The organism is Pseudomonas sp. Seg1 (genome assembly GCF_018326005.1).
In the GTDB taxonomy this organism is placed as follows: Bacteria; Pseudomonadota; Gammaproteobacteria; order Pseudomonadales; family Pseudomonadaceae; genus Aquipseudomonas.
In genome coordinates this window covers 4,058,722-4,084,886 of sequence record NZ_AP021903.1, presented here as the reverse complement: position 1 = coordinate 4,084,886, position 26,165 = coordinate 4,058,722, and the positions used below count along the sequence as shown (strand labels likewise).

Here is a 26,165-nt window from a genome sequence, read left to right as displayed (position 1 = left end):
TGATGCTCAGATGGCCACAAAGTTGATGCTCAGGTGGCTATTTAGCAAATTTCTTCGCCCCGGCCACGCACAGAATCACGCCCAGCGTCACCGCGAGCATGCCGACGCTGACGTGTTCATGCAGCAGTGTGGCGGCCAGTGCCAAGCCGAAAAACGGTTGCAGCAACTGCAACTGCCCAACCGCCGCAATCCCGCCCAGGGCGAGTCCGCGATACCAGAACACAAAGCCGATCAGCATGCTGAACAGCGCCACGTAGGCCAGACACAACCATGCCGTCAGGCTGATGTTGGCGAACGAGGCGGGCGCCAGCCACAGACTCGATAGCGCCATCACCGGCAATGACAGCACCAGCGCCCAGCAGATCACCTGCCAGCCACCGAGGGTCCGCGACAGCTTCGCGCCTTCAGCGTAACCGAGGCCGCAGACCAGGATCGCCGCGAGCATCAACAAGTCTCCTGTGGGCGATGCGGTCAGACCCTGAGACAGGGCGAAACCGACCACCAAGGCACTGCCCAGCAGCGAGAAAAACCAGAACACCGGTCGCGGACGTTCACCGCCACGCAACACGCCGAAAATCGCCGTCGCCAACGGCAGCAGTCCGACAAAGACAATCGAATGTGCCGACGTCACGTGTTGCAGCGCCAGCGCCGTCAGCAACGGAAAACCCAGCACCACACCCAGTGCGACAATCAACAGCGACAGCCACTGATGCCTTGCCGGAGGTCGTTCCCGAAACAACCCCAGTAACCCCACCGCCAACAGCCCGGCAATCGCCGCGCGCAACACGGTGAGAAACACAGGTTCGAATTCCAGCACCGCCAGACGTGTGGCCGGCAGCGAGCCGCTGAAGATCACCACGCCAATGAAACCGTTGATCCAGTCGCTGGTTTTTTCCAGGGCCGGGGTGTCCAGGTTTGCAGTCCGTTCCATACAAAGTCGCGCTCCAGGTGGGGTTGCTTTTCAGCGATCCTGGAGCCGAGAATCGGGACAATCAAATAATTGTCATGGATACATCCCACGATGCCGCGCTCGCGCTACAAGACTCTCGTTGACACGTTCGCGGCTGACATTCGCTCGGGGCGCCTGGTGCCCGGTACGCGATTGCCGACCCACCGGCAGCTGGCCGTCAGCGAGGGGCTGGCGCTGGTCACGGCTTCGCGGGTCTACGCTGAACTGGAGGCGATGGGCCTGGTCAGCGGCGAAACCGGGCGCGGCACCTTCGTGCGGGAAACCTCGCTGGCGCCGGGGCAGGGTATCGGTCAGAAGGACGTGGCGGTGGGCATGATCGACCTCAACTTCAACTACCCGTCATTGCCGGGGCAGGCGGATTTGTTGCGCACGGCGTTGCGGCAATTGGCGTTGTCCGGGGATCTGGAGTCGCTGCTGCGTTATCAGCCGCACGCCGGTCGCCAGCATGAACGAGCCTCGGTCGCGCGACATCTGTTGGCCCGTGGCGTAAACGTCGAGGCCGAGCAAGTGCTGATCGTCAACGGCGCCCAGCAAGGGCTGGCGGTGACATTGATGGCGTTGCTCAAACCGGGTGATGTGATTGCGGCGGATGCGCTGACGTATTCCGGGTTCAAGGTCTTGGCCGAGGCACTGCATCTGGAGGTGGTGGCCATTGCGGTCAACGACCACGGGCCGGATCTGGCGGCGCTGGAAAAGCTTTGCCAAACCCGCCCGGTGCGCGCCGTGTACAGCATGCCGACGCTGCACAATCCGCTGGGTTGGGTGATGCCTTTAGAGCAGCGCGAGCAACTGGTAGCGATTGCCCGTCGGCATGATCTGACGATCATCGAAGATGCGGCCTACGCCTTTCTGGTGGAAAACCCACCGCGAACGCTGATCGACATGGCGCCGGAGCGAACGGTGTATGTCTCAGGTCTTTCCAAGAACATCGCCACCGGCCTGCGCGTCGGTTTCATCGCAGCGCCCGCACCCAGAGTACCGGCACTGGAGCGCATCATTCGCGCCACCACCTGGAACACGCCGGGCGTGATGACGGCGATTGCTTGCGGCTGGCTTGATGACGGCACCGTCACGCTGCTTGAAGAGCAGAAACGTCACGATGCCAAAGCTCGCCAGGCGTTGGCCGCCGAGTTGTTGCAAGGGCTGACGTGCATCGGCCATCCGTTCTCGTATTTCCTGTGGCTACCGCTGCCGGAAGACGTGCGCGCCGATCAGATCGTCGTGGAACTGATGCACGAACAGATTTCAGTGACCACCGCCGAACCGTTTTCAGTGGCGCCGCACGTCCCGCATGCGATTCGTCTGGCACTCGGCTCGGTGGACATGGCGGTGTTGCGCCAGGCCTTGATCACCGTCAGAAAGGTCATCGCCGCTTACCTGTAAAAAACAAACCTGTGGCAAGGCAGCAAGCTCTCTTGCCACAAAGTGTTAGCCTTTGCCCCAATTGCAATACATCGCTCTGGATCGCTAGATGAAAAACACCGCTTCACTGTCCCTCGCCTTGATCCTCACTGCTGGCCTGCTCAGCACCACCGCCCATGCAGCGGGCGATCCCGAAGCCGGCGCGAAAATCTTCCCGCGCCTGTGCGGCGGTTGCCATCAAGTGGGCGAATCCGCCCGCCCTGGATTCGGCCCGCAACTCAACGGCATCATCGGCCGGCCCGCCGGGACCTCGGCGAACTACGTGTATTCCGATGCGATGAAAAATTCCGGCGTGACCTGGGATCACGAAACATTGAAGGCCTACCTGAAAGATCCGAAAGGCGTGGTGCCCGGGACGCGGATGATTTTCTGGGGGCTGAGTGACGAAGAAAAACTCGAAAACCTGCTGGCATATCTCCAGACTTTCCCTTAAGTAACGATCCTGCGACAACTCCTACACGGGAATCAGGTTGATGGCCTGTTCAGCAAACCAACTCATGATCAATGCGCATTGGGGGTGCGAAACCGCGGAGGGTTGTGGGCAAAGCGAGTAGATCCCCCGGTCTTCAATGGCTGCCCAAACGGCACCACCAACACCCCGCGCTCGATGGATTCCGCCGCGAGCGTCATGTCCGTCACCGCCACGCCCAATCCCCGCGCCGCCGCATCCAGTGCCAGCTCATCGAGGTTGAACGGGATGTGCCGGTAATCCTCCAGCGGTTTTCCCTCATTCGCCGCCAGCCATTCGATCCAGGCTTGCCGGTCCGCCGAACGATGCAGCAAGGCGAAGCGCGACAATTCGTCGACCGAACGCGGGGCGTTTTTCAGGTTGGGTGAACACACCGGCACCAGCATTTCCTCGAACAGCGTCAGGCACTCCGCATCACTCGACGGCTGCGGCAGATAAACAATGTACGCATCACTGTCGTTGCCCGGCTCGACGACTTCGGTGGCGACCGTCTCGATCGCCAGCGACACCTGCGGATGACTCAGATAGAAGTCGCTGAGTTTGGGCAGTAGCCAGCGCACAGCCAGCGAGACGTGCATACGGATGCGGAACGGACGCTTCTGCGGGGCGAGGCGTTCTTCGAGGGTTTTCAGTTGTTCAAGGATGCTGCGGGCGCTGGCCAGCACCTGTTCGCCCTCCGGAGTCAGGCGCAGGTTGCGACTGGTCCTGATGAACAGCGCGACGTTGAAGTGGCTTTCCAGTTGCTGGATCTGCCGGCTGACAGCGCTTTGGGTCAGGCACAACGTCTGCGCAGCGCTGGTGAAGCTGCCGCAGCGGGCCACTTCGACCAGGGCTTGCATGGCTTGCAGTGAGGGTACGTGGCGAAGGTTATCCATGCGTTTTCAGAATGGCTCGATGATTTTATAGCGTTGGTCGGTCGTGCGAAGACCTAATAGATTCTAGCTCTGACGGTGATCTTCTCAAGTTGCCCATGCGATTCACGCATGTCATCGAATCAGAAGCAAGCCGCAGAACGACAGTCGAACGAGGTGGTGCATGGAAAACGTATGTGGCTGGATCGCGCAGGCTGGCAGCTCGCCGGAACGCGGTCGTCTGAGTGGCGTGCAAAAAGCCGACTGGGTGGTGATCGGCGCCGGGATCACCGGACTCAGTGCCGCACACACCCTTGCTGAAATGCACCCTCAGGCGCGCATTGTGGTGGTTGATCGACAACGCGCAGCGCAAGGGGCTTCGGCGCGCAATTCAGGTTTTGTTGTGGCCCATGAACATCCGGCGCACAGCGAGTTGATAGGTGCGCAGGGCTTTGCCGGGTTTGAAGTCGACACAATGATTTCCCGTGCCGCCAGCGAAGAAGTACGCCAGCGCATCGCTCGCCATGCCATCGACTGTAACTTTCGCGACAGCGGCTATTACTTCGCCGTCAGCGACCGGGCCAAGCTCGATCACGTTGACGCCAAACTGGCGACGCTACGCGCCCTCGGCGCCCGTGCCGAGTTTTTGCAAGGCACGGCCCTTGCGCAGAAACTCGGCACCCGCCATTACCAAGCGGCGATCTGGTGCGGCCAAGGCAACGCGCTGCTGCAACCGGCCCAATACGTGAAAGGCTTGCTCAACGCATTGCCGGGCTCTATCACCGTTTACGAGAACACTGACATCACCGGTATCGAGCGCCTGAGCCAGGGACGGCTGAGAGCGAGTGCGGCGGATGGCAGTATCGAAGCCAAGCAGATTCTGGTGTGCCTGAACGCGTTCATTCCTCGGGTCGGGATTGCCGACAGCGGCACGTTCCCGATGGAACTCAGCGCCAGCCTCACGCGACCGCTAACGGATCAGGAGTTTCAGGCCATCGGCGCGGTGGAGCCCTGGGGCGTGTTGTCGACCCGGCCGCTCGGCGCCACGGTGCGGTTGACCCCGGACCGTCGGGTGATGATCCGCAACACCGCCGAATATCGCACGCGTGACCTGTCCAACAGCGAACTGGCGCTACGTCGGCAACACCATGTTCGTGGCTTGCAGCGGCGTTTTCCGTTCCTCGGCGAGCAAGACATTCAATACACCTGGACCGGCCATTTAAGCGCAAGCCGCAGCGGTCAGGCGTTTTTCGACCGGGTCGAGGAGGGCGTGTTTGCCGTGGCCGGCTGCAATGGTTCGGGCGTGGCGCGCGGGACTTTGTGGGGACGGTTGCTGGCCGAACTGGCCTCGGGCGTTGATTCGCCGCTGTTGCAATCGGTGATGGACAGGGCCGAACCCGGCTGGCTGCCACCGCGGCCATTCTTCGACATCGGTGCCATGGTTCGCATGCGCGTGGAGGCGGTCAGGGCCAGAACAGAGATCTGAAATTCCCGCAAATCGCACAAGAACAAAAGCCACTTAATACAGGTGATAGAACATGCGCATCCAGCCACTTTCCCTGGCGATCGTACTCGCTGCCGGTTCGGCGACCGCTTACGCCGATGAAACGGTCAACATTTCCAACTGGAACAGTTACATCGCACCAGACACCTTGGCCAACTTCACCCAGACCAGCGGTATCAAGACCACTTACGACATTCATGACAGTAACGAAGTGCTCGAATCGAAGTTGATGACCGGCAATACCGGTTATGACGTCGTCAGCCCGTCGAACCACTTTCTGTCGCGGCTGATCAAGGCCGGGGCGATTCAGAAGCTGGACAAGTCGCAACTGCCGAACTGGAAAAACCTCGATCCGCTGTTGATGCAGAAACTTGAAGTCAACGACCCCGGCAACCAGTACGGCTATCCCTACATGTGGGGCACCGCCGGCATCGGTTACAACGTCGAGAAGATCAAGGCAATCTTCGGCAATACCGATGTCACGCGCTCGTGGAAGATGCTGTTCGACGAGGAGAACATCAAGAAGCTCAGCCAGTGCGGCGTGGCGTTCATTGATAACCCGACTCAGGTCTTGCCGATTACCCTCAACTATCTGGGCCTGCCGCCGCACAGCCACGAACCGGCGGATTACAAGAAAGCCGAGCAGGCCTTGTTGAAAATTCGCCCGTACATCCAATACTTTCACGCTTCGAAATACATCAGTGATCTGGCCAACGGCAACGTATGCGCGGTGATCGGCTTCAACGGCGATATCGTTCAGGCGGCGGCCAGTGCCAAGGAAGCGAAGAATGGTATCGATATCGCTTACTCGATCCCGGACGAAGGCACGACCTTGTGGTTCGACATGCTGGTCATGCCGAAAAGCGCGCCCCATGCAAAGAACGGCTACGCCTACATGAACTACCTGCTTGAACCCAAGGTGATCGCCAACATCAGTAACAGCATTCACTACGCCAACCCCAATGCGGCGGCCAATGAGTTTCTGAACCCGGATGTGAAAGAGGATGCAGCGATTTATCCGCCGAAAAGCGTGATGGAAAAGTTGTTCACCGTAGAAGAGTTGCCGGCGGCGATTGCACGACTGACCACGCGGTTGTGGACCAAACTCAAAACCAACACTTGATCCATACCGGTAACAACTGACGTGAAAAAGCCCGGCTGATCAGGCCGGGCTTTTTCCGTTAACTGCGGTGCGGCTATTGATTCATGCAACGCGACGTTCGATCAGACGATCCGAGCCACCTTCAGCAACGCGACGTTCGATCAGTCGATCCGAGCCACCTTCAGCAACGCGGCGTTCGAGCAGACGATCCGAGCCACCTTCGGCAACGCGGCGTTCGAGCAGACGATCCGAACCACCTTCAGCAACGCGACGTTCGATCAGTCGATCCGAACCACCTTCGGCAACGCGGCGTTCGAGCAGTCGATCCGAGCCACCTTCAGCAACGCGGCGTTCGAGCAGACGATCCGAACCACCTTCAGCAACGCGACGTTCGAGCAGACGATCCGAACCACCTTCGGCAACGCGGCGTTCGAGCAGACGATCCGAACCGCCTTCAGCGATCAAGGTGTGAGCCGGTGTTGCGGCAAAAGCGTTAACTGCGAAAACCGAGAAAGCGATGCTGAGTAAGGTTTGGCGTTTCATGATCGTGTGCTCCAAGGGTGTTGTTGGTTGGTATGGAGGCGATCTTACGCCGCGGATTTTTTATGAGAACTTCATTGCCGTGATGGTGAACATCGACGCCGATGATGGTTACCAGACCCGCCGTCTATCCCTGTAGGCTTTGACCTTCACCCCGCATTCAAAGCCCCTCGACCGCTCGTACACACAACTCGCCAGTGGCGCGGACCAGCGCCAACTCATGCAACGCATCATGTGCCAGACCGTTACGAGCCTCAGCCAGCCACACCGAACAATTCGGATCACGGCGATAAGGCGCAAAGTCCGCGTACTGCTGCAACAACCGGTTTTGCAGCTCATCCAGACGCGGACGAATCTGCTTGCCCAGATCCGGGCGCGGCGTGTCCGGTGCCTTGCCGGCTGCTTGCCATTGCGCGAGCAAACCGTACTGCACCAGTTTATTGGCCTCCATTTGCGCCGCGAGCAACTGCGCCACCGCGTCCGGATCGAGCTTGCGCTCAGCCGCCAGTGTGCGGGCGTTGGCGATGACTTGAGCCTCACGCGGGCTGTCCTGAATCGGCTTGCCACTGTCCCATTTGGTCAGCGCGACGAGATCGCCGATGTTCAGGCGTTCGTTCAATGTCATCAGTAGCGGCTTCAGGGATTGAGGTGGCGCGGGAAGCGTGGCGGCCTGGGCGCAAGTGGCGGACAGGGCGAGAAGGGTGCAGGTCAGCAGGTTTGGAAAGTAGGGCATGAGCCGAGCCTCGATGGCTGAATTCTGGGAGGGGGGTGTTTATCACAACCCGGAAACGGCACCGAGAATAAACAACCTGAAATGTTAATTGCACCTCGCATCGAACTCACCGAAGCTATCCTCCATCAGCCTCCGCCGTCGAGATGGACCTCCAGTCAATGCAAACCCCCAGCGTCATCAAACCCCTCTGGCAAACCTATCTGCTGTTCCTGGCGCCAATGGTGCTGTCCAATTTTCTGCAATCGATGTCGGGCACAGTCAACAGCATCTACATCGGCCAGATGCTCGGTACTCAGGCATTGGCGGCAGTGTCGGGCATGTTTCCCGTGGTGTTTTTCTTTATCGCGCTGGTGATCGGCCTCGGCGCGGGTGCGGGCGTGTTGATCGGTCAGGCGTGGGGCGCGCGCGAGCCGCACATGGTCAAGGCGATTGCAGGGGCAACGTTGTTGCTGGGGGTGTTGATCGGTCTGGTGGCGGCGGTGTTGGGCAGTGTGTTTGCGCGGCAGGCGCTGGCGGGATTGGGGACGCCGGCGGATGTACTGGATGATGCGGTGGCGTATGCCCATGTGATGATGTGGATCTTGCCATCGCTGCTGGTGTTCGTGCTGTTCACGCAGTTGCTGCGCGGTGTGAGTGACACGCTGTCGCCATTGCTGGCGCTGATGGTGTCGACCTGTGTCGGGCTGGCGCTGACACCGGCGTTGATTCGTGGCTGGTTCGGTCTGCCGCAATTGGGCATTCAGAGCGCCGCGTATGCAGGGCTCGCGGGTAACCTGGCGGCGATGGCGTGGCTTTCGTGGCGGCTGATTCGCAAGGGCCATCCGCTGGCGCCGGACCGGGAGTTCTTTGCGGCGCTGCGGCTCGACGGGGCGATTCTTGGCAAGGTCCTGCGCATCGGTTTGCCGACCGGCGTGCAGATGATTGTGTTGTCACTGTCGGAGCTGGTGATTCTGGCGCTGGTCAACCAGCACGGATCGCAAGCGACAGCGGCCTATGGTGCAGTGACGCAGATCGTCAATTACGTGCAGTTCCCGGCGTTGTCGATTGCGATCACCGCGTCGATCCTTGGCGCACAGGCCATTGGCGCCGGGCGACTGGAGCGGATGGGACCGATTCTGCGCACCGGTCTGTTGATCAACGTGTGTCTGACCGGTGGCTTGATTGTGCTGGGTTATCTGCTTTCGCACTGGCTGCTCGGGTTGTTCCTGACCGAGGACTCGACCCGGGCGATGGCCGAGCATCTGCTGCACATCATGCTGTGGAGCCTGTTGGTATTCGGCTTCCAGGCGATCATCGGCGGGATCATGCGCGCCAGCGGCACGGTGCTGGTGCCGGTCGCGATTGCGATTGTCTGTGTGGTCGGCGTGCAGTTGCCGGCGGCGTATTGGCTGGACGGGCAGTTTGGTTTGCAAGGGGTGTGGATGGCGTTTCCGGTGGCGTATCTCGGGATGCTGGTGTTGCAGACGCTGTATTACAAACTCGTCTGGCAGCACCAGAAAATCGAACGACTGGTTTGATCCCTGTAGGAGCTGCCGCGGGCTGCGATCTTTTGATTTTGCTTTGAAGGGTCTCAGCCTGCGGCAGCCCCACATCAAACGAGCAGAAATTTCTGTTTTCGCGGGGCAAAGCATCGTAGCTTACGCAACATAAATATAAGGACGTTCGAGGTTGTAAGTGGGAGCTTTCAGACTGCTGTTGGCCGTTCTGGTCGCCGTGTCTCATATGGGTAAAACCATCGCAGGGCTCAACCCGGGGTGGTTGCCGTGATTTCCTTCCTGATCATCAGCGGTTTTGTGATGACTTCGCTCATCGAGCGAAACTACCGCGCACCCGAGAAAATCGGCCTGTTCTATGTCGATAGAGCGTTGAGGCTGTACCCGCAGTTTCTGTTCTATTTCGTTGTTTCCTGCCTGGTGATTCATTTTCTTCTTCCCGGTACGCCCCAGGCCGCTGAGCTGACATTGAAAACGATCGTCTCGAGCCTGCCCATCCTGCCGTTGGGGTTCTACATGTTCGGCATCGGCGGCACGCAAATCCTGCCGCCCGCCTGGTCGCTCGGGCTGGAGATGTGCTTCTACCTGTTGATTCCGTTTCTGCTTATTTTCAACGCCCGAGGGGTGGCGTTTACCCTTTCAGTCGGCGTTTTTCTGCTGGCGTGCCTGGGTTACATCGACGCGGATGTCTACGGCTATCGCTTGCTGCCGGGCGTTTTGTTCATGTTCCTGTGTGGCAGTTATCTGTACAAGGCGGACAACAAGGGGCTGACGATTGCGGCGGGTACTGCTGTGGTGGCAGGGCTGCTTTTTGTGGCGATCATGACGGGGCTGATCGAGCGCCGACCGTTCAATGCCGAAGTCACCCTTGGTATTGCACTGGGCATTCCGGCGGTGTATCTGCTGACCCGGGTCAAGTTTCATCCGGTGGATGAGTTGCTCGGCAACATCAGCTACGGCGTGTTCCTCAACCACTTTGTGGTGATGTATCTGTTGCGTGGTTTCTGGCCGGTGGCCTATGACACCCGAATGGTCGTGGCGGTGCTGGTGCTGGCCTTCCTGTTTAGCGGTGTGTCGTATTACTGCGTCGAACGACCGGCGCTGAAATGGCGACACCGCTTGCGTGCGGGTGTGAAACAAGGTGCAGCGCCATCACGCAGCAACGAAATGGCCGTTTGAACGAAGAGCCCTTAAGGGTGAACTGGCGTAACGGCAGGTTGTTTGCTTAAGTCAAACGAGTCCCTCGACGGCAAGCGCTGCCCGGAGAATCCCATGTCGATCCGATTGCTGCTGGCTGCCGCGTTTTGCCTGTGCACGTTGCCCGCCGCACAGGCTGTCGAATACACCCGGGTCAACACCACCGCCAGTCAGATCAGTTTCACCTACAACCAGATGGGCTCGCGGATGTACGGCACCTTCGGCAAGTTCGAGGCGACGCTGGACTTCAACACCGATGACCTCGCCAGCGCCCATACCACTTTGCACATCGACCTCACCAGCATCGACGCGGGCAGCGAAGATGCCAATACCGAACTGGTGAAGCCCGCCTGGTTCGACACGGCGAAATATCCCGTCGCGGTATTCGAATCGAGCCATTTCACGCGGGTGGGCGAAAACCATTATCTGATCGCCGGCCAGCTCACGCTCAAAGGCATTACCCGCGAAGTTCAGGTGCCGGTGGAATTGAAACCGGACAACGCCATCGGGATTTTCGACGGTGAGCTGGTGCTCAAGCGCGACGAGTTCGGCCTGGGCGCGGGGGAGTGGGCGGACACCGTGGTGTCGAAAGATATCGCGATCAAGTTCAAGGTGGTGGCGCCACAGCAGTGACGCCACCAGACCGGATCAATAGGCGCGCCAGTGCCCCGGCACCCAGCGCCATTGATTACCGCCCCAGCGGTAGTGACCGGCGACCCAGTGATAACCCGGCGCCGGCATCACCGGCACCACTTCAACTGGCGGCGGCGGGCGGTGGGGGCGAGCCGGTGCGACGACGCAGCCGGAGAGGGTGATCGCGACCAGCGTGGCGGCAAGCAGGGAGTTAACGGTTTTCGACATGGTGATATTCCCGGAAAGTAACGTTTGCAGGCGGGCTAATGATCAACGCACCCAATGCCCTTCAACCCAGAACCAGTTCGGCCCGCGTGCCTGCCAGTGCCCCGGTTTCCAGCGGGCGCCGTGTCTCACCGGCTGCCAATGGCCGGGCATCCACACGTAACCTCGTCCTTCCCAGCGCCAATGGCCTTGGTCCCAGACATAGCCGGGGCGCGGGCCGGGCATCACTTCCATGCGCATCGGTGGCGGGGCTTGCTGGACGATCACCACTTGTTGAGCAAACACTGGCGCGCTGGCCAGCGCCGCCAGCGTCAACGGCACCAGCAGCAAGGTTTTCCGCCATTTGGACAGCGAACGCAAAACGCTCATGACAACTCCTCAAGGCCTGTGTTGGAAAATCAACGCAGTTGAAGAATTGGACGTTGAAACGGCGAAAGATCCTGTTGGCGGCGGATGAAATTTTCTTCAGCTATTCGGCCTTCGCATCCAGGTGCAATTAACGCAGCCGGCTGTTCAGCCGGCACACCTACAGGCAGATCTGGCCTACAAGGTATGATGTCGCAGTTTTCCGCCAGAGTTCACCCGCCATGCCACGCATCACCCACTACAAAACCCCATGCCCCGAAGGCGTCAACAGCCAGATTCTGCAAATGGTCGTCGACTACCTGACCGACATCAGTGCAGTGGGGCTCGGCCCGAGCAACCTGTTGTACAACGTCTATCAGTACGCGGTGGGCTATGAGGTCCATCTGTACCTGGAAGCGTTGAACGGCGAGAAGGGCACCGAGGTGGAGTTGCTGGTTGTCACCGACGAGGAGGATCCGGAACAGGTCATCGGTTTCCTCTTGTATCTACCGGTGCAGGGCGATTGGGAAGCCTGCAGCGTTGCCTATATGGCGGTGCGTGAAGGTCATCGGCGTCAGGGCGTGGCGCGCGCGATGATTGGCGAAATGCTCGGGCGTTATCCCCACGCCGAACTGGCCTGTACCGTTGGCAAAGTCCCGTATTTCGAGGCGTTGGGCTTTGAGGTGATCGGTCAGCGTGAAACGCAGGTGCTGATGAGTACCCGGCATCACCGCAGCAATGGCTTGCGTGGATTTATCGACACGACGCCGATCTACCGTTCGCTGGAGGTGCAGCAGATTCATACCTATCTGCTGCAGAAGAACGGCAAGCGCGCCATGCTCGACGCCGAGAAACAGCGTGACCGGCATCTCGATCAGACGACCCGTCATACCGGGGAATTTGTCCGTCAACGGCTCACCGTTCACTGATCAAGCGAAGCCGGATTTGCGCAGACAAAAAAAGAGCCTCAAAGCTCTTTGATGGGGAGGAAGTGGAGCCCGTGAGGCTCAAGGTGCGCATGAAGCAAAGGCGCGGGCTTGATTGGGGTTCAGAGCACCCGCGCCTACGCAGCACTCGATGATCAAAGCCGCTGCGTGATTTCATCCTAGGAGCGTGCGCGGGTGCGCTCAAGTACCGCCAGTCGCGCGGGCGGCGGCTCTTTCAACCATCGCCATGATGGTTTCATACAGCTCGTCACTGGCCTGTTCGGCGCTGATTTCGCCGTTGGCTGCGGCATGCGACAAGGCTTCCGCCGCGCCAAGCATGGCACGCAAAGCCGCTTGAGTGATCTGCCCGCCGCTGGCATAGGGCGCCAGATCCGCGCGGCATTTTTCGAGGAAGATCGCCTCGTACTCACGCTTGATCTTCTCCAGTTCCGGCGTGCTCGCCAAGGCCGCAATCACTCCGGGAATCTCGTTGCCTTGCAGCAACACACAATCGACGTACGCCTTGGCAATTACCGACGCGGTGCTGATCAATGTCGGCTCGCAATTGGCGATCGCGGCGTCCATCACCAGCGTCTGTCGCGCATCGAAATCCCGGTACAGCGCCGCCAGCAATCCGGCGCGAGTGACGAAGTGGTCGTAGACCACCGGTTTGGTCACGCCAGCCTTTTCCGCGAGGTAGCCGAGGGTCAGAGCGTCGGTGCCTTCGGCGCGGATGATTTGCCAGGCGACGTCGAGCAACTGGCGCAGGCGGTCTTCACGGGACAGTCTTCGGCGGGGTTGAGCGGGAGCGTTCTGTTCGGAAATTTCAGTGGTTGACATCGTTATATACCAAACGTAACTTACTGTTCGTAACTTACCAAGAGTATATAAGCCTTGGTTGGCAATCACCAACAGGAGATTTCCCATGCACACCTTGATTGTTGTCGCGCATCACGATCCTCGTTCATTGACCCACGGCGTGGCAGCGCAGATCGCCGAAGGTCTGACGCAGGCCGATCCGCACAATACCGTTGAGATCGCCGATCTTTACGCCGAAGGGTTCGAGCCGCGTTTCGGCGCCGCCGATTTCGCCGTGCATCACCGCGAGGCGCAGCCGCCTGCGGATGTGCTGGCGGAGCAGGCCCGCATCGATCGCGCCGATACGTTGGTGCTGGTGTATCCGGTGTACTGGTGGTCGATGCCGGCGCTGCTCAAAGGCTGGATCGACCGGGTCTTCAGCAATGGCTGGGCGTTCGATTTCAGCGGCGACCTCAAGCATGTGAAGTTGCTGCAGCGTATGCGCGTGCACTTGGTCCAGCTCGCCGGGGCGGATACGCGCACCTACCAGCGCCATGGCTATGGCGCGGCGATGAAGGCGCAGATCGAACACGGGATTTTCGATTACAGCGGGGCGACGGTGCTGAGTTCCACGTTGCTGCCGGAATCGGAGTTGCGTGATCCCGCGCAGCAACTGCGTGCCGCCCGAGAACTCGGCACCCAAATGGCCAAGTGATCCCGTGTATAAACGTGCGTTAGCGCGAGCCCGGCCAGCCGGCCTTGGCGAGGGCTGCGAGCAGGGTCTCGGCGTCCAGTCCCGGCACCGAGTGGCCATTGCCGTCGGTGCTGTTGCTGGCGAGCAGGGCATTGATGATCGCTTCTTCAACCGCCTCGGTGGCCGCCAGGAACAGCTCGCTGATGTGGTCGTTGTTGACCATGCGCAAGCCCTCACAGGCCGGTGCGCCTTTGCCCTCATAGGCCGCGGGCGGCACGTGATCGTTGCCGGTGGCGAAGGCGATAAAGATGTCGCCGCTGTGGTCTTCATTGCCGCCGCCGGTCCGCGCCAGACCAAGGCTGGCGCGCTGCGCCAGACGCGTGCATTGGTGCGGCAACAGCGGCGCGTCAGTCGCCAGGCACACGACGATCGAGCCCATGCCCGGATGCGGCAACGACGCTCGCAGAAACGGCGAATCCACCTGTTCCATGTAACGCCCGACGGGATAGCCATCAACGCGCAACTCACTGCGAATGCCGTGGTTGGCCTGCACGATTGCCCCTACGGTCCAGCCACCTTGTGCGGCACTCAATTTGCGCGAAGCGGTGCCGATGCCCCCCTTGAACTCATGGCAGATCATGCCGCTGCCACCGCCGACGGCACCTTCCTGCACCGGCCCCCCGACAGCGCTGTGCAGGGCTTCGGCGACATGCTCGGGCCTGACGTGAAACCCGTTGATGTCGTTGAGCAAACCGTCGAAGGTCTCCAGCACCACCGGCATGTTCCAGTAGAGGCGGCCGTCGTCCGGTTGCTGCTGGCGATCCAGTGCAATCAGCGCATCTCGCACCACGCCGAGGCTGTGAGTGTTGGTAAAGGCAATCGGACTGGTCAGCAACCCGGCCTCACGAATCCACTCGAGTCCAGTGGCATCGCCATTGCCGTTGAGCACATGGATACCGGCGAAGCACGGTTGCTGGTTGGTCGAGCCGTGGCGTGGTTCGATCAGAGTGACGCCGGTGCAGATGTCGCGACCGGCACTGCTGCGGCCACGCACATTGCTGTGGCCGACGCGAACGCCGGGGACATCGGTGATGGCGTTGAGCGGGCCGGTCGGCAGTTGGCCGATGCGGATGTTCAGATCTCGGGCGCGAGGTTTCATGGATGTTGTCTCTCTCAGGCAGAAATAAGGAAGGCAGGTTGATCACAAAACCTGTGGGAGCCGGGCTTGCCCGCGATGGTGTCCATTCAGTCAATACATTCGTTGTCTGACACACCGTCATCGCGGGCAAGCCCGCTCCCACAGGTCTTCTGGTGTTTTTAGGGGGGTTATTGGCCGTTCTTGACCTTGCTCCACACCCGCGTACGCACGCGCTCGGTGGCTTTGGGCAACGGCTCAAGGGTGTACAGCGTGGCCATTGCGGCGGCCGATGGATAAACCGCCGGGTTGTCCCGGGTCGCCTCAGCCACCAGCGGCGTGGCTGCGCGATTGCCGTTCGGATACGACAGATGATCACTGACCGGGGCGATCACCTCGGGGCGCAACAGGTAATCGATGAACGCCAGACCCTGAGCCCGATTCGGCGCATCCTTGAGCAGCACCAGCGTGTCGAACCACACCGGCGCGCCTTCCTTCGGCAGGCTGTAGGCGATCTTCACGCCGTTGTGGGCTTGCTCGGCATTGGTCTTGGCTTCAAGCATCGCCCCCGACCAGCCGACCGCCACGCAGATGTTGCCGTTGGACAGGTCGCTGATGAATTTCGACGAATTGAAATAGGCAATGTGCGGACGCAGCTTCAGCAGCAGTGCCTCGGCTTTTTTATAGTCTTCGGCATTCGTGCTGTTCGGTGGCAGCCCCAGGTAGTGCAGGGCAACCGGGAGCATTTCCGACGGCGAATCGAGCATCGCCACGCCGCACTGACCGAGCTTGGCGAGGTTCTCTTCGTTGAACACCAGATCCCAGGAATCCACCGGCGCCTTGTCGCCCAACGCAGCCCGGACCTTGTCGACGTTGTAACCGATGCCGTTGGTGCCCCACAGGTAGGGCACCGCGTATTGATTGCCGGGATCGTTGTTGGCCAGTTTGCTCAGCAGATCGTTGTCGAGGTTCTTCCAGCCCGGCAATTGATCGCGCGGCAGCGGGGCGAGGGCGCCCGCCTTGATCAGCGTTGGCAGGCTGAAGTTACTCGCCACCACCACGTCGTAACCGCTGCGGCTGGTCATCAGTTTGCCTTCAAGCACCTCGGCACTGTCGAAGGTGTCGTACACCGGCGCAATACCACTGTCACGCTGAAAATCGTGCAGCGTGTTCGGGCCGATGTAGTCGTACCAGTTGTAGACATGCACGCTCGGCGCATCGACTGCATTGGCGGCGGATGTCACGCCCAGACAGGCGAGCAGGCCCAAGTTGATATAGCCACGATGACGACGCATGATGCGGCACTCCTGGCCTGTGCAGGCCGGTGATGAACAGGAGCGGTCAGCCTATCGGGCCGATCTCGCCTGACCCATTCCCATCATGGGTTACTCAAAAGGGGTAGTGCGTGGACGCGTTGTTGCAGGAATTGCCAGTGCATCAAAGTCTGGCGCGGGTGTTTGCCGCTGTCGGGCAGGACGGTTTCTGGCGCGCTCTGGTAGACACCTTGCGCTTGCTGGTGCCGCTGGATAACGCGTTGGTAGCGCTGATGAAACCCGGCCAGGCGCCGCAACTGTTGATTGATTTCGACAGCAAGGGCCGCGCCGACGAACAGGAGGAACTGGCGGATTACACCGCAGGGATGTACCTGCTCGACCCGTTTTATCAAGCCGCCTCGACCGGCATCAACGACGGTTTGCACAGCCTGGCCTCGGTGGCGCCGGATCAGTTCCTGCACAGCGAGTATTACCAGAGTTATTTTCGTTCGGTGGTGGGCGAGGACGAGTTGCAGTTCATGATCAACGTCGAAGGCGGCGTGCTCGGTTTGTCACTGGGCCGATCGACGACGTTCGAATCGGCGGAGCAGGGGCGACTGCTGTGCGTGCGCGATTGGGTGCTGGCAGCGATGCGTCGGCATGTGCAGTTGTTGCCGCCGCAAGGTCCGGTCGCTGAAGCTGTGGCTGGAGATCTGGCGACGTTGCTTGATCGTTTCGATGTGCGGCTGACGGTGCGCGAGGTCGACACGGCGCGGCTGATTCTGCAGGGCTTCTCCAGCAAGGCGATGGCTCAGCAGATGGGGATTTCGCCGGAAACCGTCAAAGTCCATCGGCGCAATCTCTATCACAAGCTCAACGTGAACGGGCATGGCGAGTTGTTTGCGCTGGTGCTGAGACCCTTGTGACTTTTGGTCTAACACAAAACCTGTGGGAGCTGGCTTGCCGGCGATGACGGTGGTCCAGTCAACCTTAATTCCGACTGACACACCGGCATCGCGGGCAAGTCGAATCGTCGCACCGCCCCTCCCACAGGGATTTGTGTTGTTCCGAGAGTTTTGTCCGTCAATCGATGCGTTGGAAAACCAAGGCTTTTAGGCCGCTTTGCGGATCGATATCGGGAAACTCCGGCGGATTTTCCAGGCGCTGCTCAAAGCGCAAACTCGGCGCCTCCTGCGTCACCCCGTCAATCAAAAAGTCCGAACCGAACGCCGGGTCATTCATGCACGCCAGCACCACGCCGTCAGCCGTCAGCAGTTCCGGCAAACGGCGCAGCACCCGCTGGTAGTCCTTGGTCAGCAGGAAACTGCCTTTCTGGAACGACGGCGGATCGATGATCACCAGGTCATACGGGCCGCTGTTGATCACCTTGCCCCAGGACTTGAACAGGTCGTGGCCGAGGAAGCTGACCTTGCTCAGGTCATGCCCGTTCAGCCGATGGTTGTCGCGGCCGCGGCTCAAGGCTGCGCGGGACATGTCCAGGTTGACCACATGACTGGCACCACCTTCGATGGCCGCCACGGAAAAGCCACAGGTGTAGGCGAACAGATTGAGTACGCGCTTGCCCGTGGCTTGCTCGCGCACCCAGTTGCGCCCGTAACGCATGTCGAGAAACAGCCCCGCGTTTTGTTTGCGGCCCAGGTCGACGCGATATTGCAGACCGCCCTCGACAATGGTCATTTCGTCGATCTCGGCGCCGACCAGCCATTCGGCAGTGCTTTGCGGCAGATAGCGATGCTGGATCAACAGCGTATGCGCGCCGCTCTGCTGCCACTCGGCCGAACCGCTGATGTTCACCAACAAATGCTTGAGGGCTTCAAGCTGTTCAGGCACCGGTTCCTTGAACAGCGACACCAGCACCACGCCTTGCAGCCAATCCACGGTCAATTGCTCCAGACCCGGCCAGCAACGCCCGCGCCCGTGGAACAGACGACGGGTTTCGCTCGGTGCCGCCGCGAGCGCGGGCAGCAAATGGGCGTGGAGGGTGGCGAGGGCTTCAGGGTTCATCGGTCACGGTCGGCAAGCAAAAGGGCCGGCATTTTAACCACAAATACAGCCGTGCGAACGTCTGTCGCGACCGGGTAAATACGGCCGTTGAGAAAAGACCTGTATCAAAAATGAATTTCTGCAAAGACCGCCGCTCATACCAGATAAGCAGCGGATTCAAGCCGCTAAATCGTTAATGCAATTCAGGGAGTGCAGTTTCATGTGCCCAACACCGACGGCGGACACGCACCTTCCTGACGGATTGATTCTGGTGGTTGAGGATGATCCGTTGATTCTGGAGTTTCTCTGCGAAATTCTTCAGGAGGAAGGTTTCAAGGTCGAGCCGCAAACCAGCGCTGACGCGGCTTCGGTCTATCTCGAGCATCACGCGCAGCAAGTCGCTTTACTGCTGACCGACATCACCATGCCCGGCACCCTCAATGGCGCCGATCTGGCTAATCTGGTCGGTGATCGCTGGCCGGAAAAACCGGTGATGGTGATGTCGGGCTATGAAACGCCGGAGACGTCCGGGGTCAAGCATCCGGTGGTGTTCATCAAAAAGCCTTGGGCCATCGGCCAGTTGCTCGATTGTGTCGCCAGCGCGTTCAAGCCCAAGGCTCCGCGCCTGCACTGACAAGTGCTACATTGCCGGGCACATTTGCCCGGCCCCTTGCCAGAGGAAGCGACTTTTGTCTGCTCACGATTGTGTTTTCGACCGCGCGTTCGGCGCGTTCCTGTTCGACATGGACGGCACCGTCCTCAATTCCATCGCCGCCGCCGAGCGCATCTGGTCAGCCTGGGCCGTGCGACAGGGTGTGGACGTCGCGTCGTTCTTGCCGACCATTCACGGCGCCCGAGCCATCGATACCATCAATCGGCTGAACCTGCCGGGCGTGGACGCCGAGGCGCAAGCCGCGTTTATCACCGAGGCGGAAATTGGCGATGTGGAAGGCATCGTCGAGATTCCGGGCGCGGCGGCATTTCTCAACAGTTTGCCCGTCGAACGCTGGGCCATGGTCACTTCGGCACCGCGTGATCTGGCCCTGCGCCGGATGGCCGCAGCGGGCATTCCGACGCCAGCGGTGATGATCACGGCGGAGGATGTCAAGGCCGGCAAACCTGATCCGGCCGGTTACCTCCTCGCTGCCAAGCGCCTGGGATTTGAACCCCGCGACTGCCTGATCTTCGAAGACGCCACCGTCGGCATTCAGGCCGCCGAAGCTGCCGGCGCAGCACTGATGATCATCACCACAACGCACCAGCACCCGTTGGAAACGTCCCACGCGACATTGGCCAGTTACGCTGAGGTCAGCGTCAACATCGACAACGGCCGGTTGCAACTGCGTAAGAACTGATACAACACCGTCCCTGTGGGAGCTGGCTTGCCAGCGATTGCAGTGTGTCAGTCACTTGAAGAACTGGCTGTGCTGGCCTCATCGCTGGCAAGCCAGCTCCCACAGGTTTATCGGTGATCTTTCGGTTAGTAAACGCCGGGAAGCAAGCGCCAACTCCGCGCGCAGTAGGCGTCGTACTCGGCGCCAAACTGGCCGCGCAACAAGGCTTCCTCGGAATGAATCCGGGCAATCAGCGGGATCAATGTCAGCGCCGCCAGCAGCAATCCGAGCACCGATCGAAACGCCAGCGCCCAACCCACGGCATTCACCACCAGTCCCAGATAACTCGGATTGCGCAGGTGCTGGTAGATGCCGTCAGTGACCAGCCGATGCCCCGGCTGAATCGCCACCAAGCCGCTGAATCGCCGCCCCAGCACAAACACCGGCCACAAGCGCAATGCACCGCCGATGATAAACAGCAGAGCCCCGAGCCAGCGCACCCCCTCGCCGCCAAACGTCCAGAAGTCGACGCGGTCGCAATACGCCGGCAAGAAGCCACTGAGCAAACCAATGACGCCGAACGCTGGCAGCACCCAGCGATTGGCGCGGTCCTCCCGCTCGCCGGCACTCATGTTGACGTCGGTAAACAGCGACGCCACCACCATGGCCACCGTCGCCAGCGCGACCACCACCAGCGAGCCGTGGGCGAAAAACACCGCCACGCCGCCGATCCCCCAGACCGCCAGGCCGAGGTAGGCGAGGGTGGCGAGTACCGCCACCACGGTCATTTGCGCAGACATTTTCATGGTCACCTCATCGAGGGAACTGATGAGTGAAGTGTAGTGCGTGTCACCGAAGAACTGTGGGAGGGGGCTTGCTCCCGAATGCGGCGGGTCAGTCGACAGCGATGCGGGATGGCGCGGTACTTTCGCGATCAAGCTCGCTGCCACGGGGGACGGGGTCGGTGAGGACTTTTCTGAAGGTCTCCACCAGCGGCCGCAAATTGATCCGGTGCCAGGCTGCCCACAGCGGCGTGGTAAACGTCAGCCACGGCACCTCGCGCAAGACCACGCCCGGCGGCGCGTTATGGCTCAAGCCTTTCTGGATCATCGCGATGCCCAATCCCGACGCCACCAGCCCCAGCGCGGTAAACGGCTCGGTCGCCTGCATGCGCACATCCGGGGTGAAGCCTGCGCGGATGCACGCGCTGACGAACTCGTCGCTGGCATCCTGCCGAGGCTGCACGGCGATCCATTCCTGATCGGCCAGATCCTGTGGGCTCAACGATGCCGCGTAGGCCAATGGATGCTGCTCGGGCAACGCCAGCAGCATCGGATCATCAAGCACTTGAAACCCGAGCAAATCGGGATCGTCATCGGTCGGCGGTTCGCTCACCAGGGCGATATCGAGACTACGCTGTCGCAGGCCCTCCAATTGTTCGGCGGAACTGAGGTTGTACAGCGCGACATGCACATTCGGCCGGTCCACGCGCAATACGCGCAGGGCATTGGGCAGAACGCCGGCGTGCATGGCGTTTTCGATATAGCCGATGCACAACCCGCCTTCTTCGCCCCGGCCTAGCCGCTTGCCCAAGGATTCGAGGCGATTGGCGTGAGTCAGCAAGGCGCGGGTTTCGGCGAGGAACGTCTGGCCATCACGGGTCAGGCGAATACGCTGTTGGCTGCGTTCGAACAGCGTCAACCCGAGGCGTTCTTCCAGTTGGGCGATCTGCCGGCTCAGCGGCGACTGGGAAATATGCAGGCGTTCGGCTGCACGGCCGACGTGCTCTTCTTCGGCGACGGCGACGAAGTAGCGCAATTGACGGATGTCGATCATGTCAGACCTCTGAGGACTCAAGTGCTGCACATTATGTCTTGGACGGTCTCGGCGTCGCAATCTAGGATTTGCTCAACGGTCACACAGACCACGAACGAATGAGGACAATCCAATGAGTTTGAAAGACAAACTGCCCGGTCAACTGGGCTTCGGCACCGCGCCACTGGGCAACATGTTTCGCGCCATTCCCGAAGACGAAGCGCAGGCCACCGTGCATGCTGCGTGGGATGCTGGCGTGCGTTACTTCGACACCGCGCCGTTCTACGGTTCCGGCCTGTCGGAGATCCGCCTCGGTGAAGCGCTGAAACAGTACAACCGTGACGACTATGTCCTGAGCAGCAAAGTCGGCCGGGTGATTCTTGATGAAATCGAAGACGCGGCGGCTCGCGACCTCGGCGAAAAGAGCGGGGTGTTTGAACACGGCCGCCCGAACAAGATCGTCAACGACTACAGCGCCGACGCGACCCTGCGCTCGATTGAAGACAGCCTCAAGCGCCTGCAAACCGATCGCCTCGATATCGTCTGGGTGCATGACATTGCTCAGGATTTCTACGGCGATCAATGGCTGGAATACTTCAATCAGGCCCGCACCGGCGCGTTCAAAGTGCTGACTCGTCTGCGCGAGGAGGGCGTGATCAAGGGCTGGGGCCTGGGTGTCAACAAGGTCGAGCCCTGTGAACTGACGCTGGATCTGACCGAAGCACAGCCCGATGGCTTCCTGCTCGCCGGTCGCTACACGCTGCTCGACCATGAACGCCCGTTGCAACGCTTGATGGAGTCGGCACGGGCGCAAAACGTCGAAATCGTCGTCGGTGGCCCTTACAGCTCAGGGATTCTGGCCGGTGGTGCGCACTTCGAATACCAGAAGGCCAGCCCTGAAGTCATCGCCAAAGTCGGGCAGATCCAGCGCATCGCCGCTACTTTTAACGTCGATGTAAAAGCCGCCGCACTGCAATTCTCATTGGCCAACCCGGCGGTCGCCGCTGTCATTCCCGGTGCGAGCAAACCGGGCCGCATCGCCGAAGACGTCGCGGCACTGTCGGCCACCATTCCCGCCGGTTTCTGGCAGGCCATGCGGGAGGCAAAACTGGTCTCCGAACGCGCACCATTACCTATCGATGAGGTGAAAGCATGAAGATTGATCTGAGTGGAAAACTGGCCATCGTCAGCGGCAGCACCGCGGGCATTGGTTTGGGCATCAGCCAGTCGCTGGCCGAATCCGGCGCCACGGTGGTGGTGATTGGCCGCGACACGGCCAAGGTCGAACAGGCACTGGCGAGCATTCGCCAGAAAGTGCCGGGCGCACAATTGCGCGGTTTGACCGCCGATCTCGGTACCGCCGAAGGCGCGCAGACGCTGTTCGCTGCCGAGCCGAAAGCCGACATCCTGGTGAACAACCTCGGCATCTACAACAACGTGGATTTCTTCGACGCAGCCGACGAGGAGTGGACGCGCTTCTATGAAGTCAATGTGATCTCCGGCGTGCGCCTGTCGCGGCATTACGTGCCGGCGATGGTCGAGCAGGGTTGGGGGCGGGTGATCTTCCTGTCTTCGGAATCGGGCGTGGCGACACCGGCCGACATGATCAACTACGGCGTGACCAAAAGCGCCAATCTGGCGGTGTCCCACGGTCTGGCCAAACGCCTGGCGGGCACCGGGGTTACGGTCAATTCGATCCTGCCGGGGCCGACCTACACCGACGGCGTCGAGGCGATGCTCAAGGACGCTGCCGCCGAGTCTGGCCGCAGCTTGCGCGACGAGGCTGACGCGTTTGTGCGCAGGGCGCGGCCGACCTCGATCATTCAGCGCGTGGCGGATGTCGAAGAGGTTGCGCACCTGGTGACCTACATTGCTTCGCCGCTGTCCTCGGCCACCACCGGCGCCGCTTTGCGCGTTGATGGCGGTGTGGTAGACAGCCTGACCATTTGAGTATTTGAAGAGAGATTTTTATGGCAACTGCATCCGCAACTATCGACATTCCGGCATCGGCCGATCAGGTCTGGCAATTGATCGGCGGCTTCAACACGCTGCCGGACTGGCTGCCGTTCATACCCCACAGCGAGTTGAGTGACGGCGGCCGCGTGCGTACTTTGCAAACCGCCGATGGCGGCGTGGTGATCGAGCGCCTGCAAGCGTTCGACAACGCAGCGAAGAGCTACAGCTATTCGATTGAACAGGCACCGTTTCCGGCCACTGACTATCTGGCCACGATCAAGGTTGAAGCCCAGGGGCAGGGCGCACGCGTAACGTGGTCAGGACGCTTCACGGCCAACGGCGTGAGCGATGAAGAAGTGGTGGCGTTGTTCAACGGCATCTACCAGGGCGGCCTCGAAGCACTGCGCGCCAATTACCCGGCTTAATCACCCAACACAAAAAACTGTGGGAGCTGGCTTGCCAGCGATGACGGTGCTCCAGTCAACATTTATACCGACTGACCCACCGCCATCGCTGGCAAGCCAGCTCCCACAGGGTTCCGCGGTGTTTTCAAGATTGCGAGATCAAACTCTGCCGACAATCCAGCACAAGTTTCGCCCCACCCAGGTCACTGCTGTTCACTTCAAGCGTAAAGCCGTGCAGGCTGACAATCGCCGCGACAATCGACAACCCCAGGCCAAAGCCGCTGTGCGGCTGTCCGCCCTCGGCCCGATAGAAACGCTGAAACACCGCTTCACGTTCGGATTCCGGAATGCCCGGCCCGGAGTCGTGCACTTCAATCCGCGTATGCCCGGCGTCATTCACCCCGCGCAAGATCACCGTGCCGCCGGGTGGGGTGAATTTGATCGAGTTGCTCAGCAGATTCGCCAGCGCTTCAAACAGCAATGCCCGATCGCCATTGAGCGGCGGCAATGTCTCCGGCATGTTCAACTCGAAACGCAGCTCGCCTTCCTCGGCCAGCGGCAGGTAAAACTCGTGCAATTCCTGTAGCAACAACACCGGATCAAGCTCGACAAACCCCGAGCGACGCTGGCGATCCTCCAGCTCGGAAATCCGCAACAAGCCGCGAAACCGCGCCATCAGCGTATCCGCCTCGGCCAGCACCAGATCCAGTTGCGCCGCCTCCTGCGAGCCTTCGCCCGCCTGCTGCTGCATGCGATACAGCTGCGCACGCAGACGGGTCAGCGGTGTGCGCAAGTCATGGGCGATGTTGTCGCACACGCCTTTGACTTCATTCATCAAACGCTCGATGCGCTCGAGCATGGCGTTGACGATGGCGGCGAGCATGTCCAGTTCATCGCGGCGATTGGACAGCGGCAACCGGTGAGTCAGGTCGCCGGCGACAATCGACTGCGCGCTCGCCTGAATCGCGCGGATGCGCCGCAACGGCCGGCGCCGTAGCAAATGCCAACCGGCAATGCCTGGCAGAATCGTCAGCGACACTCCCCAGAACAACGCATGCAAAATGATTCGCGTCACCGCGAACAGTGAACCGTTGTCACGCAGCAACACCAGCCAGCGCCCATCGCGGGTCTGCGTGGCGACGGCGTCGCAGCTGTCATTGGGCAAGGTCGGGTCATCGGAGTTGGCGCAGTCGGCGAGCATGTGAATCTTGCCGTCCAGCGGCAGGCCGTCGGGGATCTGCTGGAGTGCGCCGCCGAGGTAAACGCCCTCGGCATCGAACAGGCCATAGGCGTCGATGCCGCGAATGTCGAAGGTCATGCTCGCGGCGAGGGCTTCTTCCAGTTGCTCGCCACGAAAGTGCGAAAACAGATGCTGACGTTGCATCAGCGAATGCTTGGCGAGGTTATCGAGGTAGCCGGAGACCTCGTAATACATGACCCCCATGAGGATCGCGCTCCAGGCCACAAACAACGAACTGTACAGCGCCAGCAAACGGCTGCTGGAGGAACGCCAACCGTCAGACGGGTTCGGCAATGACATAACCCGAGCCCCGTACCGTGCGAATCAGCGGCACGTTGCCTGCTGCGTCGATTTTCTTGCGCAGACGCCCGATGTGTACGTCTATCAGATTGGTGCCAGGGTCGAAGTGATAGCCCCAGACCTCTTCGAAAATCATCATCCGCGAGAGGATCTGGCCGCTGTTGCGCATGAGGAATTCCAGCAGTTTGTACTCGGTCGGCAGCAGCGTCAGCACCTGTTCGGCGCGGCGTGCTTCATGGCTGATCAAGTCCAGCTGCAGATCCGCCACCTGCAACGTGGTGGCCTGGGTGGCGCCGCTGTTCTGCCGGCGCAGCAACACTTCGACCCGTGCGGCCATCTCGTCGGTGGCAAACGGTTTGGTCAGGTAGTCATCGCCGCCTGCGCGCAAGCCGCGTACGCGCTCATCGACATCGGAAAGGGCGCTGATCATCAGGATCGGCGTAGCCACGCCCATGGTGCGCAGCGTGGTGACGATGGCCAGACCATCCAGCTCCGGCAACATGCGGTCTAGGGTGATCAGGTCGTAATTGCCGCTCACGGCACGGTCGAGGCCTTCGCGGCCATTGTCGACCCAATCCACGTCGAGGCCGTGGCTGCTCAGTTCGGCGACGATTTCCCGGGCGGTCACGGCGTCGTCTTCGATGGTCAAAATACGCGTCATAGGGCTGGCCTTGATCGGTTCAAACGGAATGGCAGCATTTTGCCAAGAAATTTCCGTGACGCTTTAAATTAACTTTCATGTTGTAGCTGGCATTCACGTGACCTGGAAATAAATTTGTCGAAACATTGATATCATCTGGCCATAACTTCAAGCAGGAGTGG

At 60.4% G+C, this 26,165-nt stretch carries 27 protein-coding genes and 2 pseudogenes; 15 read left to right on the top strand and 14 right to left on the bottom strand.

The genetic code is table 11. The annotated features are described in order from the left end of the window. Nucleotides 1-37 precede the first annotated feature (37 nt). Nucleotides 38-931, bottom strand: coding sequence for a DMT family transporter (locus KI231_RS18285; RefSeq protein WP_212809410.1), 894 nt, complete (start codon nt 929-931; stop codon nt 38-40). Nucleotides 932-1,021: 90 nt separating this feature from the next. On the opposite strand from KI231_RS18285, the gene KI231_RS18280 reads away from it, so the two are divergent. Further along, nucleotides 1,022-2,353 (top strand): aminotransferase-like domain-containing protein, encoded by a 1,332-nt coding sequence (locus tag KI231_RS18280; RefSeq protein ID WP_212809408.1) that lies wholly within the window; start codon nt 1,022-1,024, stop codon nt 2,351-2,353. 88 nt (nt 2,354-2,441) lie between these two features. Next, entirely contained in the window at nt 2,442-2,825 is a 384-nt protein-coding gene (locus KI231_RS18275; protein WP_212809406.1) for a c-type cytochrome, read from the top strand. A gap of 21 nt (nt 2,826-2,846) precedes the next feature. Here KI231_RS18275 and KI231_RS18270 read toward each other — a convergent pair. After that, nucleotides 2,847-3,736, bottom strand: a pseudogene (locus tag KI231_RS18270) (LysR family transcriptional regulator). A gap of 160 nt (nt 3,737-3,896) precedes the next feature. Here KI231_RS18270 and KI231_RS18265 point away from each other — a divergent pair. After that, entirely contained in the window at nt 3,897-5,198 is a 1,302-nt protein-coding gene (locus KI231_RS18265) for an NAD(P)/FAD-dependent oxidoreductase (protein ID WP_212809404.1), read from the top strand. Between the two features lie 52 nt (nt 5,199-5,250). Further along, nucleotides 5,251-6,339, top strand: a complete 1,089-nt coding sequence (locus KI231_RS18260; protein WP_212809401.1) for a polyamine ABC transporter substrate-binding protein — start codon at nt 5,251-5,253, stop codon at nt 6,337-6,339. A gap of 81 nt (nt 6,340-6,420) precedes the next feature. Here KI231_RS18260 and KI231_RS18255 read toward each other — a convergent pair whose 3' ends face one another. After that, on the bottom strand, nt 6,421-6,861 hold the full coding sequence (locus KI231_RS18255) for a phage infection protein (protein WP_212809399.1): 441 nt from the start codon (nt 6,859-6,861) through the stop codon (nt 6,421-6,423). A 157-nt stretch (nt 6,862-7,018) separates the two neighbouring features. Further along, complete coding sequence (locus tag KI231_RS18250; protein ID WP_212809398.1) at nt 7,019-7,591, bottom strand: chorismate mutase; 573 nt, start codon at nt 7,589-7,591, stop codon at nt 7,019-7,021. A gap of 158 nt (nt 7,592-7,749) precedes the next feature. On the opposite strand from KI231_RS18250, the gene KI231_RS18245 reads away from it, so the two are divergent. From KI231_RS18245 to KI231_RS18235, 3 genes and pseudogenes are all read left to right on the top strand, one after another. Further along, the gene (locus tag KI231_RS18245) at nt 7,750-9,108 is read left to right on the top strand and encodes an MATE family efflux transporter (RefSeq protein ID WP_212809397.1); all 1,359 of its coding nucleotides are present in this window, start codon (nt 7,750-7,752) and stop codon (nt 9,106-9,108) included. A 157-nt stretch (nt 9,109-9,265) separates the two neighbouring features. Then, nucleotides 9,266-10,263, top strand: a pseudogene (locus tag KI231_RS18240) (acyltransferase family protein). 93 nt (nt 10,264-10,356) lie between these two features. Next, a complete protein-coding gene (locus tag KI231_RS18235; protein ID WP_212809396.1) occupies nt 10,357-10,914 on the top strand; it encodes a YceI family protein in 558 nt (185 codons plus the stop codon). 15 nt (nt 10,915-10,929) lie between these two features. Here the strand turns inward: KI231_RS18235 and KI231_RS18230 are convergent, their stop codons facing one another. Further along, nucleotides 10,930-11,142 carry a YXWGXW repeat-containing protein gene (locus KI231_RS18230; protein WP_212809394.1) on the bottom strand — a complete coding sequence of 71 codons (213 nt, stop codon included), beginning with the start codon at nt 11,140-11,142 and terminating at the stop codon, nt 10,930-10,932. 42 nt (nt 11,143-11,184) lie between these two features. After that, nucleotides 11,185-11,508: a YXWGXW repeat-containing protein gene (locus KI231_RS18225; protein ID WP_103306738.1), complete on the bottom strand. Its 324-nt coding sequence runs from the start codon at nt 11,506-11,508 to the stop codon at nt 11,185-11,187. A 218-nt stretch (nt 11,509-11,726) separates the two neighbouring features. Here KI231_RS18225 and KI231_RS18220 point away from each other — a divergent pair, with 218 nt between their 5' ends. Continuing rightward, the gene (locus tag KI231_RS18220) at nt 11,727-12,413 is read left to right on the top strand and encodes a GNAT family N-acetyltransferase (protein ID WP_212809392.1); all 687 of its coding nucleotides are present in this window, start codon (nt 11,727-11,729) and stop codon (nt 12,411-12,413) included. Nucleotides 12,414-12,611: 198 nt separating this feature from the next. On the opposite strand, the gene KI231_RS18215 is transcribed toward KI231_RS18220, so the two are convergent. After that, nucleotides 12,612-13,250 (bottom strand): TetR/AcrR family transcriptional regulator, encoded by a 639-nt coding sequence (locus KI231_RS18215; protein ID WP_212809390.1) that lies wholly within the window; start codon nt 13,248-13,250, stop codon nt 12,612-12,614. An 85-nt stretch (nt 13,251-13,335) separates the two neighbouring features. On the opposite strand from KI231_RS18215, the gene KI231_RS18210 reads away from it, so the two are divergent. Beyond that, complete coding sequence (locus tag KI231_RS18210) at nt 13,336-13,923, top strand: NAD(P)H-dependent oxidoreductase (protein ID WP_212809388.1); 588 nt, start codon at nt 13,336-13,338, stop codon at nt 13,921-13,923. A 19-nt stretch (nt 13,924-13,942) separates the two neighbouring features. Here KI231_RS18210 and KI231_RS18205 read toward each other — a convergent pair whose 3' ends face one another. Both KI231_RS18205 and KI231_RS18200 read right to left on the bottom strand, forming a co-directional pair. Next, a complete protein-coding gene (locus tag KI231_RS18205; protein ID WP_212809386.1) occupies nt 13,943-15,061 on the bottom strand; it encodes a DmpA family aminopeptidase in 1,119 nt (372 codons plus the stop codon). Nucleotides 15,062-15,228: 167 nt separating this feature from the next. Further along, nucleotides 15,229-16,332 (bottom strand): polyamine ABC transporter substrate-binding protein, encoded by a 1,104-nt coding sequence (locus tag KI231_RS18200; protein ID WP_212809384.1) that lies wholly within the window; start codon nt 16,330-16,332, stop codon nt 15,229-15,231. A gap of 110 nt (nt 16,333-16,442) precedes the next feature. Between KI231_RS18200 and KI231_RS18195 the strand changes: the two genes are divergently transcribed. After that, nucleotides 16,443-17,216, top strand: a complete 774-nt coding sequence (locus KI231_RS18195) for a helix-turn-helix transcriptional regulator (protein ID WP_212809382.1) — start codon at nt 16,443-16,445, stop codon at nt 17,214-17,216. Nucleotides 17,217-17,373: 157 nt separating this feature from the next. Here the strand turns inward: KI231_RS18195 and KI231_RS18190 are convergent, their stop codons facing one another. Continuing rightward, on the bottom strand, nt 17,374-18,315 hold the full coding sequence (locus KI231_RS18190) for a class I SAM-dependent methyltransferase (protein ID WP_212809380.1): 942 nt from the start codon (nt 18,313-18,315) through the stop codon (nt 17,374-17,376). 199 nt (nt 18,316-18,514) lie between these two features. On the opposite strand from KI231_RS18190, the gene KI231_RS18185 reads away from it, so the two are divergent. Continuing rightward, complete coding sequence (locus tag KI231_RS18185) at nt 18,515-18,928, top strand: response regulator (protein ID WP_103307235.1); 414 nt, start codon at nt 18,515-18,517, stop codon at nt 18,926-18,928. 55 nt (nt 18,929-18,983) lie between these two features. Beyond that, entirely contained in the window at nt 18,984-19,649 is a 666-nt protein-coding gene (locus KI231_RS18180) for an HAD-IA family hydrolase (protein ID WP_212809378.1), read from the top strand. A 125-nt stretch (nt 19,650-19,774) separates the two neighbouring features. Here the strand turns inward: KI231_RS18180 and KI231_RS18175 are convergent, their stop codons facing one another. After that, the gene (locus KI231_RS18175) at nt 19,775-20,434 is read right to left on the bottom strand and encodes a methyltransferase family protein (RefSeq protein ID WP_212809376.1); all 660 of its coding nucleotides are present in this window, start codon (nt 20,432-20,434) and stop codon (nt 19,775-19,777) included. 88 nt (nt 20,435-20,522) lie between these two features. Continuing rightward, the gene (locus tag KI231_RS18170) at nt 20,523-21,464 is read right to left on the bottom strand and encodes a LysR substrate-binding domain-containing protein (protein ID WP_212809374.1); all 942 of its coding nucleotides are present in this window, start codon (nt 21,462-21,464) and stop codon (nt 20,523-20,525) included. Between the two features lie 112 nt (nt 21,465-21,576). On the opposite strand from KI231_RS18170, the gene KI231_RS18165 reads away from it, so the two are divergent. Genes KI231_RS18165 through KI231_RS18155 form a run of 3 tightly spaced genes read left to right on the top strand, consistent with a single transcriptional unit; the run spans nt 21,577 to nt 23,824 of the window. After that, nucleotides 21,577-22,599: an aldo/keto reductase gene (locus tag KI231_RS18165; protein ID WP_212809372.1), complete on the top strand. Its 1,023-nt coding sequence runs from the start codon at nt 21,577-21,579 to the stop codon at nt 22,597-22,599. Continuing rightward, nucleotides 22,596-23,393, top strand: a complete 798-nt coding sequence (locus KI231_RS18160) for an SDR family NAD(P)-dependent oxidoreductase (protein WP_212809370.1) — start codon at nt 22,596-22,598, stop codon at nt 23,391-23,393. The genes KI231_RS18165 and KI231_RS18160 overlap by 4 nt, the downstream gene beginning before the upstream one ends. 20 nt (nt 23,394-23,413) lie before the next feature. Further along, entirely contained in the window at nt 23,414-23,824 is a 411-nt protein-coding gene (locus tag KI231_RS18155) for an SRPBCC family protein (RefSeq protein ID WP_103307229.1), read from the top strand. Nucleotides 23,825-23,948: 124 nt separating this feature from the next. On the opposite strand, the gene KI231_RS18150 is transcribed toward KI231_RS18155, so the two are convergent. Both KI231_RS18150 and KI231_RS18145 read right to left on the bottom strand, forming a co-directional pair. Beyond that, a complete protein-coding gene (locus tag KI231_RS18150; RefSeq protein WP_212809368.1) occupies nt 23,949-25,343 on the bottom strand; it encodes a sensor histidine kinase in 1,395 nt (464 codons plus the stop codon). Beyond that, nucleotides 25,321-26,004, bottom strand: coding sequence for a response regulator transcription factor (locus tag KI231_RS18145; protein ID WP_042559723.1), 684 nt, complete (start codon nt 26,002-26,004; stop codon nt 25,321-25,323). Before KI231_RS18145 ends, KI231_RS18150 begins: the two co-directional genes overlap by 23 nt. Between the last annotated feature and the right edge of the window lie 161 nt (nt 26,005-26,165).

Excerpts from the sequence above, each read along its gene's own strand:
- KI231_RS18285 (WP_212809410.1), bottom strand. The coding sequence starts at position 931 with ATGGAACGGACTGCAAACCTGGACACCCCGGCCCTGGAAAAAACCAGC.
- KI231_RS18280 (WP_212809408.1), top strand. The coding sequence starts at position 1,022 with ATGCCGCGCTCGCGCTACAAGACTCTCGTTGACACGTTCGCGGCTGAC.
- KI231_RS18275 (WP_212809406.1), top strand. The coding sequence starts at position 2,442 with ATGAAAAACACCGCTTCACTGTCCCTCGCCTTGATCCTCACTGCTGGC.
- KI231_RS18265 (WP_212809404.1), top strand. The coding sequence starts at position 3,897 with ATGGAAAACGTATGTGGCTGGATCGCGCAGGCTGGCAGCTCGCCGGAA.
- KI231_RS18260 (WP_212809401.1), top strand. The coding sequence starts at position 5,251 with ATGCGCATCCAGCCACTTTCCCTGGCGATCGTACTCGCTGCCGGTTCG.
- KI231_RS18255 (WP_212809399.1), bottom strand. The coding sequence starts at position 6,861 with ATGAAACGCCAAACCTTACTCAGCATCGCTTTCTCGGTTTTCGCAGTT.
- KI231_RS18250 (WP_212809398.1), bottom strand. The coding sequence starts at position 7,591 with ATGCCCTACTTTCCAAACCTGCTGACCTGCACCCTTCTCGCCCTGTCC.
- KI231_RS18245 (WP_212809397.1), top strand. The coding sequence starts at position 7,750 with ATGCAAACCCCCAGCGTCATCAAACCCCTCTGGCAAACCTATCTGCTG.
- KI231_RS18235 (WP_212809396.1), top strand. The coding sequence starts at position 10,357 with ATGTCGATCCGATTGCTGCTGGCTGCCGCGTTTTGCCTGTGCACGTTG.
- KI231_RS18230 (WP_212809394.1), bottom strand. The coding sequence starts at position 11,142 with ATGTCGAAAACCGTTAACTCCCTGCTTGCCGCCACGCTGGTCGCGATC.
- KI231_RS18225 (WP_103306738.1), bottom strand. The coding sequence starts at position 11,508 with ATGAGCGTTTTGCGTTCGCTGTCCAAATGGCGGAAAACCTTGCTGCTG.
- KI231_RS18220 (WP_212809392.1), top strand. The coding sequence starts at position 11,727 with ATGCCACGCATCACCCACTACAAAACCCCATGCCCCGAAGGCGTCAAC.
- KI231_RS18215 (WP_212809390.1), bottom strand. The coding sequence starts at position 13,250 with ATGTCAACCACTGAAATTTCCGAACAGAACGCTCCCGCTCAACCCCGC.
- KI231_RS18210 (WP_212809388.1), top strand. The coding sequence starts at position 13,336 with ATGCACACCTTGATTGTTGTCGCGCATCACGATCCTCGTTCATTGACC.
- KI231_RS18205 (WP_212809386.1), bottom strand. The coding sequence starts at position 15,061 with ATGAAACCTCGCGCCCGAGATCTGAACATCCGCATCGGCCAACTGCCG.
- KI231_RS18200 (WP_212809384.1), bottom strand. The coding sequence starts at position 16,332 with ATGCGTCGTCATCGTGGCTATATCAACTTGGGCCTGCTCGCCTGTCTG.
- KI231_RS18190 (WP_212809380.1), bottom strand. The coding sequence starts at position 18,315 with ATGAACCCTGAAGCCCTCGCCACCCTCCACGCCCATTTGCTGCCCGCG.
- KI231_RS18185 (WP_103307235.1), top strand. The coding sequence starts at position 18,515 with ATGTGCCCAACACCGACGGCGGACACGCACCTTCCTGACGGATTGATT.
- KI231_RS18175 (WP_212809376.1), bottom strand. The coding sequence starts at position 20,434 with ATGAAAATGTCTGCGCAAATGACCGTGGTGGCGGTACTCGCCACCCTC.
- KI231_RS18170 (WP_212809374.1), bottom strand. The coding sequence starts at position 21,464 with ATGATCGACATCCGTCAATTGCGCTACTTCGTCGCCGTCGCCGAAGAA.
- KI231_RS18165 (WP_212809372.1), top strand. The coding sequence starts at position 21,577 with ATGAGTTTGAAAGACAAACTGCCCGGTCAACTGGGCTTCGGCACCGCG.
- KI231_RS18160 (WP_212809370.1), top strand. The coding sequence starts at position 22,596 with ATGAAGATTGATCTGAGTGGAAAACTGGCCATCGTCAGCGGCAGCACC.
- KI231_RS18155 (WP_103307229.1), top strand. The coding sequence starts at position 23,414 with ATGGCAACTGCATCCGCAACTATCGACATTCCGGCATCGGCCGATCAG.
- KI231_RS18150 (WP_212809368.1), bottom strand. The coding sequence starts at position 25,343 with ATGTCATTGCCGAACCCGTCTGACGGTTGGCGTTCCTCCAGCAGCCGT.
- KI231_RS18145 (WP_042559723.1), bottom strand. The coding sequence starts at position 26,004 with ATGACGCGTATTTTGACCATCGAAGACGACGCCGTGACCGCCCGGGAA.